Annotated in this window: 11 protein-coding genes; 3 read left to right on the plus strand and 8 right to left on the minus strand. The window is 67.0% G+C overall.

Going from position 1 to position 12,971, the window contains the following annotated elements:
* Positions 1-57: 57 nt before the first annotated feature.
* Positions 58-1,272 carry a 2-oxoglutarate dehydrogenase complex dihydrolipoyllysine-residue succinyltransferase gene (gene odhB / locus ACW17U_RS00655; RefSeq protein WP_062149726.1) on the plus strand — a complete coding sequence of 405 codons (1,215 nt, stop codon included), beginning with the start codon at positions 58-60 and terminating at the stop codon, positions 1,270-1,272.
* 304 nt (positions 1,273-1,576) lie between these two features.
* Here the strand turns inward: odhB and ACW17U_RS00660 are convergent, their stop codons facing one another.
* Together ACW17U_RS00660 and ACW17U_RS00665 are read right to left on the minus strand one after the other, a co-directional pair.
* Entirely contained in the window at positions 1,577-2,023 is a 447-nt protein-coding gene (locus ACW17U_RS00660) for a hypothetical protein (RefSeq protein ID WP_492054441.1), read from the minus strand.
* A 199-nt stretch (positions 2,024-2,222) separates the two neighbouring features.
* Positions 2,223-2,977 (minus strand): IS5 family transposase gene (locus ACW17U_RS00665; RefSeq protein WP_492054442.1). Its coding sequence is split into 2 segments (ribosomal slippage): positions 2,223-2,644 and positions 2,644-2,977, totalling 756 coding nucleotides; the frame shifts between segments, so codons are not numbered across the junction.
* An 83-nt stretch (positions 2,978-3,060) separates the two neighbouring features.
* On the opposite strand from ACW17U_RS00665, the gene ACW17U_RS00670 reads away from it, so the two are divergent.
* Positions 3,061-3,528 (plus strand): SMI1/KNR4 family protein, encoded by a 468-nt coding sequence (locus tag ACW17U_RS00670; protein ID WP_492054443.1) that lies wholly within the window; start codon positions 3,061-3,063, stop codon positions 3,526-3,528.
* A gap of 790 nt (positions 3,529-4,318) precedes the next feature.
* Here the strand turns inward: ACW17U_RS00670 and ACW17U_RS00675 are convergent.
* Entirely contained in the window at positions 4,319-5,152 is an 834-nt protein-coding gene (locus ACW17U_RS00675; RefSeq protein ID WP_492054444.1) for an alpha/beta hydrolase, read from the minus strand.
* 226 nt (positions 5,153-5,378) lie between these two features.
* Between ACW17U_RS00675 and lpdA the strand changes: the two genes are divergently transcribed.
* Positions 5,379-6,779 carry a dihydrolipoyl dehydrogenase gene (gene lpdA, locus ACW17U_RS00680; protein ID WP_492054445.1) on the plus strand — a complete coding sequence of 467 codons (1,401 nt, stop codon included), beginning with the start codon at positions 5,379-5,381 and terminating at the stop codon, positions 6,777-6,779.
* Positions 6,780-6,972: 193 nt separating this feature from the next.
* On the opposite strand, the gene ACW17U_RS00685 is transcribed toward lpdA, so the two are convergent.
* From ACW17U_RS00685 to ACW17U_RS00705, 5 genes are all read right to left on the minus strand, one after another.
* Positions 6,973-8,592 carry a M56 family metallopeptidase gene (locus ACW17U_RS00685; RefSeq protein WP_492054446.1) on the minus strand — a complete coding sequence of 540 codons (1,620 nt, stop codon included), beginning with the start codon at positions 8,590-8,592 and terminating at the stop codon, positions 6,973-6,975.
* Positions 8,589-8,963: a BlaI/MecI/CopY family transcriptional regulator gene (locus ACW17U_RS00690; protein ID WP_492054447.1), complete on the minus strand. Its 375-nt coding sequence runs from the start codon at positions 8,961-8,963 to the stop codon at positions 8,589-8,591. The genes ACW17U_RS00685 and ACW17U_RS00690 overlap by 4 nt, the downstream gene beginning before the upstream one ends.
* Before the next feature lie 240 nt (positions 8,964-9,203).
* Positions 9,204-11,171, minus strand: a complete 1,968-nt coding sequence (locus ACW17U_RS00695; RefSeq protein WP_492054448.1) for a methyl-accepting chemotaxis protein — start codon at positions 11,169-11,171, stop codon at positions 9,204-9,206.
* Between the two features lie 157 nt (positions 11,172-11,328).
* Positions 11,329-12,246, minus strand: coding sequence for a tyrosine recombinase XerC (locus ACW17U_RS00700; RefSeq protein ID WP_492055769.1), 918 nt, complete (start codon positions 12,244-12,246; stop codon positions 11,329-11,331).
* 5 nt (positions 12,247-12,251) lie between these two features.
* Positions 12,252-12,929, minus strand: a complete 678-nt coding sequence (locus ACW17U_RS00705) for a DUF484 family protein (RefSeq protein WP_492054449.1) — start codon at positions 12,927-12,929, stop codon at positions 12,252-12,254.
* Positions 12,930-12,971 lie beyond the last annotated feature (42 nt).

Here is a 12,971-nt window from a genome sequence, read left to right on the forward strand (position 1 = left end):
TGCAGGGCGGGGCCGCCTCCACACCGACCGGCAAAAACGAGAGACATCGGAACCCCCATGGCCGACATCATGACCCCCGCCCTCGGCGAATCTGTCACCGAAGCGACGGTCGCGCGCTGGACCAAGAAGGTCGGCGAGGCGGTGAAAAAGGACGAGATCCTGATCGAGCTCGAAACCGACAAGGTCAGCCTTGAGGTCGCCTCGCCCGCCGACGGCGTGCTGACCGCCATCGGGGCCGCCGAAGGCGCGACCGTGGTTCCGGGTACGGTTCTGGGTGTCGTCAGCGAAGGCGCGACCGCCGCTGCTGCACCGGCTGCGCCTGCCGCCGCGCCGAAGGCGGCTGCCCCGGCCCCCGCACCGGTTGCCGCCGCCGCCCCGGCCCCCGTTGCCGCCGCTCCGGTCAGCCCGGCCCCGGCCCGCATCGCCGCCGAGAACAATCTGGACCTGTCCAAGGTCGCCGGCACCGGCAAGGATGGCCGGGTGACCAAGGGCGACGCCCTGGCCGCCCTGGAAGCCCGCGCCTCGGCCCCGGCTCCGGCCGCCGCCGCGCCGTCGGCCCCGCGTCCGGTCCATGAGCGCGAAGAGCGCGTGAAGATGACGCGCCTGCGTCAGACCATCGCCCGCCGCCTGAAGGAAGCCCAGAACAACGCCGCCATGCTGACGACCTTCAACGAGGTCGACATGAGCGCGGTCATGGCCCTGCGCAATTCCTACAAGGACGTCTTCGAGAAGAAGCACGGCGTGAAGCTGGGCTTCATGTCCTTCTTCACCAAGGCCGTCGTCGCCGCCCTGAAGGCCGTGCCGGACGTCAATGCCGAGATCGACGGCACCGACATCGTCTACAAGAACCACTACGACATCGGCGTCGCCGTCGGCACCGACAAGGGTCTGGTCGTGCCGGTCGTGCGTGATGCCGACGCCATGAGCCTGGCCGAGATCGAAAAGGCCATCGGTGCCCTCGGAAAGAAGGCCCGCGACGGCCAGCTGGCCATCGACGACATGCAGGGCGGCACCTTCACGATCACCAACGGCGGCATCTATGGCTCGCTGATGTCGACCCCGATCCTCAACGCGCCGCAGTCGGGCATCCTCGGCATGCACGCGATCAAGGAACGCGCCATGGTCGTGAACGGCAAGGTCGAGGTGCGCCCGATGATGTACCTGGCCCTCAGCTATGACCACCGCGTGGTCGACGGCCAGGGCGCCGTGACCTTCCTGGTCAAGGTCAAGGAAGCCCTGGAAGATCCGCAGCGCCTGCTGCTGGACCTCTAGTCCCGACGCACTGTCGAACGTCGAAGGGGCCGCGAAAGCGGCCCCTTTTTCGTTGTGGCGACGGGTGTATGCTCGACCTACAGCCACGGATCATCACCATGACCGACCCGGTTCCCGAGCCCGTCCGCGCCAAGCTGTTCGTTCACGGCAGGAGCCAGGCCCTGTGCCTTCCGGAAGGCTGCCGTTTCGAGGGGTGGAGGTCACCATTCGCCGCGAGGGTGACAAGGTCATCCTTGAGCCGATAATCGTGGCGTCGCCTGCGATTGGTGAGTGAGATATGGCCGCTTCCGACCGAAGTCGGACCTTAGGGTTTGGCTCCTACTGCTTTCACGAAAGCCGTTGGGTCACGCACCTTCAAATCCAGTATCGCATGGTCCGCCTCGGGGCCCAGTTCGACCCTAACGTTTGCACCAAGCCAAGTCGTCTGCGTGGAAGCAACTATCCGATCACGCCGAAGGGTGTGCTCCAGTCCAAACATGCCGCGTGGCGCGACCAGATTGAACGGGAACGCCGGTGCAACAAGGAAGGTGTCTTCGGTAACTGAGATCAGCAAACAGTTACTCGCACCGGCGAGCTTGCCTCGTTGCCGACCGGACGCGCGACGTTCTGAATAGACACTGGCCGATAGTATTCGCGGAATGATGGGATAGCCGTGCGCTTGACGGCTGCGAATGGACCACCAAATCCACGGCGGCCATGTCACCATCATAGCAACGCCCCAGATGACCAAAAACAATTGCTCGTCAGACATGTCTTGAGGCTATCGCGGTGGAGGTACGCTTTCCACCCCTAGCGGACCTTCAATCAGTCCGCTTTCTGGTGTAGCGCCCAAGGTCGGGTTTAAGGTGCGGACGTCATTTCCGCTTTCGACCCATAGGCGACATTCGCAGCGTCGGTTAGCGTGAGGTCATGCTACGGCACTCGTGCCGGCAACGCTCTAGGCTCCAGACTCATTGGGCCCACCATATGATGATGGCGGCGATGAAGACGGTGCTGGCGAAGGTAGCGGCGAGCTTGTCGTATCGGGTTGCGACACGCCGCCAGTCCTTTAGCCTGCAGAACATCCGCTCGACGAGATTGCGCTGCTTGTAGGCCTCCGGGTCGAAGGGCTGCATGCGCTTTCGGGTCGGGTTGTTGGGGATGACAGGGGTGGTTCCCCGCTCGATCAGGAAATTGCGCAACCTGTCGGCATCATAGGCGGTGTCGGCCAGGCAGAGGCGCGCACTGGGAAGCGGCTCAAGCAATGACCGGGCGAAGGGGGCGTCGCCGCGCTGCCCGGCGGTTATTTCAAAGGCGATGAGGCGGCCTTTGCCGTCGACGACGGCGTGGATTTTGGTCGTGCGGCCCCCGCGCGAACGGCCGATCGCCTGGATTTCGGCCCCCCTTTTCCGCCACCCGCCGAGCGGTGGGCCTTTGCGCTAGTGGAGTCGATCATGTGCACGTCGTCGGGGCTGAACGCGACCAGAGCCGCGAACAGCCGCCGCCAGACACCCTTAATCGTCCAGCGCCGGAACCGGTTGTAGATGGTCGTCGGCGGGCCATAGATCGCTGGACAGTCCTGCCACCGGCAACCCACCTTCAGCACATGGATGATGCCGCTGATGACGCGCCGATCATCGACCCGATGCGCGCCCGACTGGTTTTTCGGCAGCAACGGATCGATCACCGCCCACTGCCGATCCGACAACCAGAACTCTCCAGCCATGACTCAACCCCCATTTCGGAGATTGAATCACAACAAGAATATATCATTCAAGTGTTTGATCGGGTTTTGACCCTAGGACTACAATGCGCGAGCTCGCCGACTTTTCGACTAAATGGTCGCATCCCGACTATCCGCCAGAGCCCGTAGACGTTGCCGATTTGGCACGAGCGGAGGAACAACTCGGCGGCCGTCTACCTGCTGAATATCGAGAAGCGGTCATCGGCATTGGCTTGCCGCAACCGACAATCGCGCTTCTTCATAGCGTCTGCGAAGAAGAGGTCCATTTCGCTGATGTGGCCGACTTTCTGTCAGCAGATGAGATGATCTCATCCACTGAGGCTTGGCGAGAAATGGGATTGCCTCAGGGCAAGATCGCTTTCGCTTCGGATTGCATGGGCAACTTGTTTGCCTTCGACGGCGTCGCGCTGGACCAAAATTCCGAGGTTTGGTTCTTCGATCACGAGACGGGTAAGACCGCACTGGTAGCTCCGTCCTTCAAGGACTGGATCCAGCAATATTTGGACCTGCGATTTGTCTCGCCGGACGAATGACCCAAGGGCCTCAATGGTCCACTTCCCACCCCTAGCGGACCTTCAATCAGTCCGCTTTCCGGTGTAGCGCTCAAGGTCGGGTTTAAGGCGCGGACGTCATTTCCGCTTTCGACCCGTTGCGGACCTTGGATCTGAGGCTAAGCTTGACCTTCCACCGAGTACCCCGGGTGAAACCATGAAGGCAGCTACGATCGGCCTCTGGGCATTGGCGAGCGGTTTCGCACTGGTGTCTGCGCTGCATTCAGTTGGGTCCGGCGACTACCTCGCATACCTAGTTCGACACCAAGTGCGGCCCGATGGGTGGGCGGTCCTATCTGCTCTGGATATAGGCTTTGCCGCGCTCGGCATCATCGGATCATGGATCGCTTTGCGACGTCGCGCCTACCGTTGGGTAGTCCTCTTCCTTGCTATCCAATTGCCAATGCCGACAATCATCGGCGGATCGCGCTGTGACACGCAGGCCTCATGCGCCGCGCTCGGGTGGGCGGCGCTCCCGCCGAGCTTCCTGGACTAACGAGCCAGGTTCCGCTTTCCACCCGTTGCAGACGCTGCGGAGGTCCGCTTTTGGCTCTTCTTTATCCGCTCTCCCCGGCGAAGGCCGGGGCCCAGATTCAGCCTGAGCCTCTGGGATGATGCGCCTTCTGCCCTAGCAAACACACCAGGCGTTCTGGGCTCGATCTGGGCCCCGGCCTTCGCCGGGGAGAGCGGAGGAAAGAGCTTGGCCCTGAATCCACCCACCGCCGACCCTCGAAGGGGCGGGGCCCAGCTATTCATCTGATGGGAGACGCTATCAGTCCGGCCTCGGCCCCGGCCACACCGTCTTGAAGGCTTCCAGCGCCGCCGGATGGTAGATCGTGCTGTGCTGCTCCTGGGGCATCGGATCATAGCGCCAGGTCAGGCCCCTGGGCGGTGCGGCCTTCAGCGCCGCCACCACCCTGTCGACCCCCGCCTGCATGGTCGAGCCCTCGTCGCCGATGGTCAGGTAGAGCCGCCGCTCGCCCGCCGGCCAGAGCGCCAGGTCAGCCGCCGCGCCGCGCGCCAGGCTCTGGTCGTTCCACCACAGGCTGGGGCTGGCGGCGATATAGGCGTCGAACAGAGCCGGCTGCTTGAGCAAGGTCTCGACCACGAACAGACCGGCCAGGGATTCGCCGATCAGGGCGGTTTCGCCGCTGGTGCGATAGCGGGCCGCGATCCATGGCTTCAGCTCCTCGCCCAGGAACTGGCGATAGGCGGCCGAGCCGCCGCTGGTCGGGAAGTCGCTGCGTTCCTTGGCGACCGTGGTGGGGTGGGTCAGGTCGCGACGCCGATCGACGCCCTCGATCCCGACGACGATCATCTCGCGCCAGGTCCAGGACAGCTCGCCGAGCTGGGCGAGGCCGGCGATATGGGGGAAGTCCTCCTGTTCGCCCCCATCCAGCAAGTAGAGCACCGGATAGGCCTTGGCGGGGCTGCTGCCATAGCTGGCCGGCAGGTGGACATTGATCCGCCGGGTATCCTTGAGGATCTTCGAGTCCAGGGTCAGGGACTGGCCGATGACAATCGGCCGCCCCTCGGCGGGCGCAGTCTGGGCCAGGGCGGGGGCGGTCGCCAGCAGGGTCAGGGCGAGGGTCAGGGCGCGAAGCATGGGCGGGAAGCTAGGGCGCGTCGAAAGATGAGGGAAGGGGGCAGGGCCATGAGGCCCAAAGGCCGGATTTCGCACCCTTTTCAGGGCATCCAGCGTCGAAAGCGGGTTTCGTTTTAACCGTTCGCGCTCTAAGGAACTCCCGCCTCCAAAGGTCTGACAATGCGGCCGGCGAGGCCCCATATTCTGTCCGGCGCCGCTTCCGGCGCGTCCTGAAGGCTCAAGACCCATGGCTCAGTACGACGTCGTCATCATCGGGGGCGGTCCCGGCGGCTATAACGGCGCGATCCGCGCGGGTCAGCTCGGCCTGAAGGTCGCCATCATCGAGGGACGCGGCAAGCTGGGCGGCACCTGCCTGAACGTCGGCTGCATGCCGTCCAAGGCCCTGCTGCACGCTTCGGAACTCTATGACGCCGCGACCAATGGCGAGTTCGCCAAGCTCGGCATCGAGGTGAAGCCCAAGCTGAACCTGCCGCAGATGATGGCCCAGAAGGCCGACAGCGTCGAAGCCCTGACCAAGGGCGTCGAGTTCCTGATGAAGAAGAACAAGGTCGACTACATCAAGGGCTGGGGCCGGATCGCCGGTGCCGGCCAGGTGGTGGTCAAGGCCGAGGACGGTTCGGAAACCACCCTCGAGACCAAGAACATCGTCATCGCCACGGGTTCGGAGCCCACGCCGCTGCCGGGCGTCACCGTCGACAACACGCGCATCGTCGATTCGACCGGCGCCCTGTCCCTGCCGGAAGTGCCCAAGAGCCTGGTCGTGATCGGGGCCGGCGTGATCGGCCTGGAGCTGGGCTCGGTCTGGCGCCGCCTGGGCGCCGAGGTCACCGTGGTCGAATATCTGGACCGCATCTGCCCGGGCCTGGATGACGACACCGCCAAGGTGTTCCAGCGCAGCCTGACCAAGCAGGGCTTCAAGTTCCAGCTCGGGGCCAAGGTCACGGGCGCCAAGGCCTCGGCCAAGGGCGTCGAGCTGTCGGTCGAGCCTGTCGCCGGCGGCGCAGCCCAGACGATCGCGGCCGACTATGTGCTGGTCGCCATCGGCCGCCGTCCGTTCACGGAAGGTCTGGGCCTGGAGACGGTCGGCATCGTGCCCGACAAGCGCGGCGTGATCGCCAATGACCACTTCAAGACCACCGCTCCGGGCGTCTGGGTGATCGGCGACGTGACCTCAGGGCCGATGCTGGCCCACAAGGCCGAGGACGAGGGCGTGGCCTGCATGGAGCTGATCGCGGGCAAGGCCGGCCATGTGAACTATGACCTGATCCCCGGCGTCATCTACACCAAGCCGGAAGTGGCCACGGTCGGAAAGACCGAGGAAGAGCTGAAGGCCGCAGGCATCGCCTACAAGGTCGGCAAGTTCCCCTTCACCGCCAACAGCCGCGCCAAGATCAACCATGAGGGCGAAGGCCAGGTGAAGGTTCTGGCCGATGCCGCGACCGATCGCATTCTCGGCGTCCACATGGTGGGCCCCAATGTCGGCGACATGATCGGCGAGTTCTGCGTGGCCATGGAGTTCGGCGGCGCCTCGGAAGACGTGGCCCGCACCTGCCACCCGCACCCGACCCGTTCCGAAGCCCTGCGCCAGGCGGCCATGGGCGTCGAGGGCTGGACCATGCAGGCCTGATCGGCCTGGCCGAAATTTGAAGCCACGTTCGATCCATCGGACATGCTGTGGCGGGGTTTCGGCAACGGAGCCCCGCCATTTTTCTGTCCGCTCTCCTGCCGGACGCGGCTGTCCAGCCACCGCCCGATCAAAGAAAAGGCCCTGCCGGTTGTCCGGCAGGGCCTAAGGGGCGGGGATCGCGTCCTCCGCGCGCTCAGCTCGTCTTGCGGGCCTCCCGGGCCAGATCTTCGGCCTGGCGATCCATCTGGTCGGCCTGAGCGGGCATGCGCGCCGCCACGGCGCGCAGCTCGGCGTCGGTGACCACATTCCCCCGGGCGCGGTTCTCGGCGATCTGCCGGGCGCGGTAGGCGGGATCGCTCAGGCGCACGGCTTCGGTGCGTAGCTGCCGGGCGCCCTGGCGGATCTGTTCGGCGCCCAGGGCCATCTGGGCGCGGGCCTCGATCATGTGGCTGGCCACCTCCTGGCGGGCGCGCTCGCCGACCATGCGGACCTGCTCGCCCATGATCCTGGCCTGATCGGCGCGGACACGGGCCTCCTCGCCGGCGACGCGGGCGCTATCGGCCTCGTGGCGGGCTTCCGCGGCCCGGCCCCGGGCCTCGGCCGCAACGGCGCGGGCGTCTGCGGCCACGCGACGCCAATCGGCGGCGATCTGCCTCTTTGTCGGCGGCGGAGGCGGAGGCGGTGGAGGCGGAGGCGGCGGTGGAAACTCCGGGGGGGGAGGCGGCGGCGGTGGCGGGGGCAGTTCCGGCGGCGGCGGCGGGGGCTCCGGCGGCTCGGGTGGCTCGGGCGGCTCGGGCGGCACGGGCCGTGCAGGCGGGGGGCGGGCGATTGTCGCAGTCGGCGCTTCAGCCGGCGCGGGCGAGTCCTGGCGGCTCAGGCCCAGGGCGGCCAGCGGCGTGGCGACCATGCCCAGGGCGGCGATGGTCAGGGCAACGGTGAGGCGGCGGCAGCGGGCAGGCTTGTCGGTCATGATGCAGGCGATCCTTGTCTTCAGCGTGCGGGAGTCGGCAGCCATGGCGGTCGCGGCTCGGGGGGCGCTCATGTGAGGGGTCGGGTGGGCGGCTAGCCGGACCAGGGCCCTGGCATAGAGGGTGCGGTCGACGGTCTGGAGCGCGGCGGCGTCAGCGGCCTCTTCCGACCGGTCGGCGAGCACCGCGTGCAGGTGCCAGACCAGCGGATTGAACCAGAACAGGGCCAGGGCCAGGCGGGAGAGCACCAGGAAGATCCAGTCATGACGCCGCAGATGGGCCATCTCATGGGCCAGGATGGCGGGGGCGGCGTGGCGCTCGGTGAGGCTGCCCGGATCGATGAGGATAATGCCGGGCGATACACCCCAGCTCAGCGGACTGGTCAGGCGATCGCTGGACACCAGGCGGGGGCGGTCGACCGGCGGCAGGTGTTCCAGCGGCGCAGACCATGTCGGACAGGTCACAGGCCGGCCCTGGCGCGTCCAGCGGTTGAGGGTCAGCAGTCCCAGTTGTAGCCGGCCGGCCACAGCGACGACGCCGAGCAGCCACAGGCCACCGATCATCGGGATGGACGGTGGCCAGAACGGCGCGGGCGCGGCCACCTCGCCGGTCAGGACCGGCAGGATCGTGGCGGGCACATCGGGCGATGACGGCGGCAACAGGGCCAGGTTCATCGCCGGCAGGATGTTCATAATGATCGGCAGGGCCAGCAGCAGGCAGACCGTGGCGCGCAGGATGTCCACGCGGTCGACGGGGCGCTGGGCCAGGAAGCGGGCGCAGGCCAGACCGGCACCGGCGATGAGGCTGGACTTGACCAGCAGCGACAGGAGAAGGCCCGCAGTCATGAGCGCGGCTCCACGGCGCGGTCAATCACCTGCTCCAGGGCGGCCGCTTCCTCGGGCGTCAGTCGCTGGCCCAGGCCCAGCAGGGCGGTGGCAGCACTGGCGGCCGAGCCGGCGAAGAAGGTGTCGATCATGCGCCGCAGGGCGCTCGCGGCGACGGCCTCGGTCTGCTGGACAGGGCGGAACACGAAACCGCCGGGGCCGCTGGACCGCTCGACCAGGCCTTTGGCCTCCAGGCGCGAGAGCATGGTGCGGACGGCTGAATCGCTCAGCGGGTCGGACAGCGCGCCGCGTACCCCGGCGGCCGTGCTGGCCTCCAGGCGGCAGAGGGTCTCAAAGACCTCGCGTTCGCGGCGGGGCAGGGATTCGATCATGGCGGCCTCCACGACACCTAGTCTCTCTACATGTGTAGCGCTACACATGTAGAGAGACTAGGTGTCGCGACGGCGATCCGGATGAATTCGCGGTAATCCGTATGCCAGCCCGGCGGCTGCCGCGCCCCCCGCGCGGCCTGACCACAGAAAAAAGCCCCGCCAGTGTCCTGGCGGGGCTCAGTCATTTTCAGGGGAGGAACGCCCCAAGAGGGGGATCTGGGGCGCTTACGCTTACTAGGACTAGAACTCTTCCCACTCGTCGGCGGCCGGCTTGGCCGAGCCTGCGAAGGCGGCCAGCTTGGCCTGGGCGGCGCGGACCGGATTGGCACCCGGACGGCTGCTGGACGAGGCGGGTTGCAGGGTGGGGCGCGTGGGCGGGGCGGCCGAACGGCGGGCGGGGGCGCGAGCCGAGGAGGCCCCACCGCCGCTGACCTGGAAGCGCGAGATCATCTGCATCAGATTGCCGGCCTCGCCCTTGAGGGAGTGGCTGGCCGCAGTCGACTGCTCGACCATGGCGGCGTTCTGCTGGACGGTCTGGTCCATCTGGTTGACGGCGGCATTGACCTCGTTGAGGCCGGTGGCCTGTTCGGCACCGCCGGCAGCGATCTCGCTGACCAGGGCGTCGATCTCGCTGACCTTGGCGACGATGGCCTGCAGGGCCTCGCCGGTCTGGCCGACCATGGCCACGCCCTGACCCACCTGCTGGGTCGAGGTCGAGATCAGGGTCTTGATTTCCTTGGCGGCGTCGGCCGAGCGTTGGGCCAGGGCCCGCACTTCCTGGGCGACGACCGCGAAGCCGCGACCGGCTTCACCGGCCCGCGCCGCCTCGACGCCCGCGTTCAGGGCCAGCAGGTTGGTCTGGAAGGCGATCTCGTCGATGACGCCGATGATCTGGCTGATCGACTGCGAGGACTTCTCGATCTGGTTCATGGCCTCGACGGCGCTGCGCACGACGACGCTGGAGCGTTCGGCGTCCGAACGGGTCGAGCCGACGACACGCGAGGCTTCGACGGCACCGGCTGACGAGCGCTTCACCGTCGCGGTGATCTCGTCGAGGGCGGCGGCGGTCTCTTCCAGGCTGGCGGCCTGCTGCTCGCTGCGGCGCGACAGGTCGTCGGCGGCCGAGGCGATTTCATCCGAACCGGCACCGATGCTGCTGGCGGCGTGGACGATGGTCCGCATCGCCTCTTCCATCTGGGTGATGGCGCCGTTGAAGTCGCTCTGCAGGCGCTGATAGGCGGGCGGGAAGTCGGCATCGACGCGATAGGTCAGGTCGCCGTCGGCCAGCTTGTTCAGGCCTGCGGCAAGGGCTTCCATCACGAAGGCCTGCTCGCGGGCCGAGGCCTCGGCGGTCTCCTGGCTGCGGCGACGCTCGGCCTCGGTCTCGGCCGACAGGCGCTGCTGGTTGGCCTCTGCGGAGCGCAGGGCCAGGGCATTGTCCTTGAACACCTGGACCGAGCGGGCCATGGCACCGACCTCGTCCTTGCGCTGGGCACCGACCACGTCGACGTCGACCGAACCCTGGGCCAGGGTTTCCATGGTCCGCGACAGGTTGGTCAGGGGCTTGGAGATCTTGTTGTTGCCGATCCACAGGGCGAACAGCATGGCGGCACCGGCCGAGATGAAGCCGAACAGCACGCTGAAGATGGTGCCGGCCGTCGCCTCTTTCTTGGCCTCAGCGACCATCACATCAGTGGCGGCGGAATGGTCGTTGGTCCACTTGCTGACGTCTTTGTTGAGGCTGGCAATGTCCGGATCGATCACGGCCATGACCATGATCGCGGCCTCGTCGGCATCCATCAGGGCCAGGTCAGCCCCCTGACGGGCGCTCGAATAGATCTTTTCCAGGCGCTGGCTGAAGTCGGCCAGGGTCTTGCTGGCTGCAGGGTCAGCCTTCTTGATGGCGGCGATACGTTCCTTGGCCTCCTTGTAGGCCGTATCCATTTCCTGACTCGCCGCCTGGGCCTCGGGCGAGGATCCGGTATTGGACACCGTGCGATAGGCCGCATAGCCGATGGTCATGATCCGGCGGTTGAAGCGCGAGGCCTCCAGTTCGGCTGGGGCGCGCTCTTCGACGAGAATCCTCGTGGACTCTTCGGCCTTGTTGGCCTGCCAGGCTCCCATGCCGACGATGGACAGGGCCACCACGGTCAGGATCACGGCGGGCAGGGCCACCTTGGTCGAAATCTTCAGATCGTCGATATTCATCGCTCGCCTCATGTCCGCAACGCCCGCCAGTCGAAAGACAGGCGCCGGTTCTTGCGACCACAAGCCGTGCGCGCAGTAAAAACGCGGTTAATGCGCGAAAACTGTGAGGAAAATCGCGACAGTCTGCCACAGCGCGGTTTTGACTCACGGTCGCCCGTCAGGCGTGGGGATGGGCCCGGGCATAGGCGGCCATCAGGCCGGCGGCGTCGACCTCCGTGTAGCGCTGGGTCGTCGACAGCGAGGCATGGCCCAGCAGGTCCTGGATCGACCTCAGATCGGCGCCGGCCCCCAGCAGGTGGGTGGCGAAGGCATGGCGCAGGGCATGGGGGGTCACCCGGTCGGACAGGCCCAGCCGGCCGCGCAGGATCTGGACACTGGCCTGGACGTGGCGCGGCGACAGTGGCCCGCCCCTCCGCGCCCGAAACAGCGGCTCGTCGGGCGACAGGGCGAACGGCAGGACGGCGACATAGACCGCAATGGTCTCGCGGACGGCGTCGAGCACCGGCACGATCCGGGTCTTGCCACCCTTGCCGGTAATCCTCAGGGTTTCACCGAGGGGGGCGTCGCGACGGCGCAGGGACAGACCCTCGGAAATCCGCAGGCCGCAGCCCCAGAGCAGGGTCAGGACGGCCTCGTCGCGGGCCACTTCCCAGTCCTCGCGATCGGGGTCGGCCCCGATCTCGTGGATCAGGCCATGGGCCTGGTCTTCGGTGACCGGACGCGGCAGGCCGACCTTCAGGCGCGGGCCTCGCACCAGCTCGACATGGGGGTTGGGGGTGTCCAGGCGCTGGTCGAGGAAGCGGTGAAAGGCCCGGATCGACGAGAGGCTCTGCGATAGCGAGCGCGGAGCCAGGGCGTCCTCGCCGGTGCGGCGGAAGGCCAGATAGGCGCGCAGCTCGGCCGCCGTGATCGCACCGAGGTCGGCCAGGGTCACCGTCTCGCCGCGATGGCGCTCCAGGAAGTTCAGATAGGCCAGGACGTTGTCGCCATAGGCCCGCACGGTGCGGGGCGAGGCCCGGCGTTCGTGCTCAAGATAGTCATGCCAGGCGACGAGGGCCTGGCGGCCGCTCGTCACAGGGGTCACAGGATTGGCCAGCGCTCGGCGGTGCGCTCGACCACGCGGGCCAGGAAGGCCACCAGGTCAGAGCCCATGTCGGGGGTGAAGGCCTCGGGATCGGTCGAGCCAAAGGCCAGAATGCCCTGGCGCGAGGGCTCCCACAGGGCCATGCGGACCAGGGCCATGCTGCGGATATGGTCCAGCTTGTCGCCGAACAGGCCCAGGGCCGGGGCATAGAAGCCCATCCGCGCCACGGCGTGTTCGCCCATCAGCATGTCGATCTGGCCTTCGATCAGGGCGTGCCAGCCGGCCGGAACCCGGCCGGGACCTTCCAGGGCCATGACGCCGCTGGTCAGGGAAAAGCGCAGATTGGCCATTTCGTCGACCCGGCGGGCCAGGTCGGAATGGTTGCGCGCGTCCAGCAGGTCGATGACCGCGGCATGGGTCTGGGCCTGGGCCGAGAAATTGGCGCGGGCCGTGGCCTCGATCTCGCGGCGGACGACGGCTTCGCGACGGTGGGCCGCGGCGGCCCGGGCCAGGGCGGCGGGGCCAAAATCAATGACATTGCCGCCGTCGACCCGCAGGCCCAGCTCGCCCAGCAGGCTGCTGTCGTCGCGGAGGAAATCGGGCTCATCGCGCAGGAAGGCGCGGACCAGCTCGGGATCGACGGGCTTTTTCAAGGCTTGGGTCGCGTCGCTCATCGTCGGTCTTCTCCGCCCCACGGTAATTCCACTCAGAGAGGC

This window comes from Caulobacter sp. AVps16 (genome assembly GCF_058681455.1).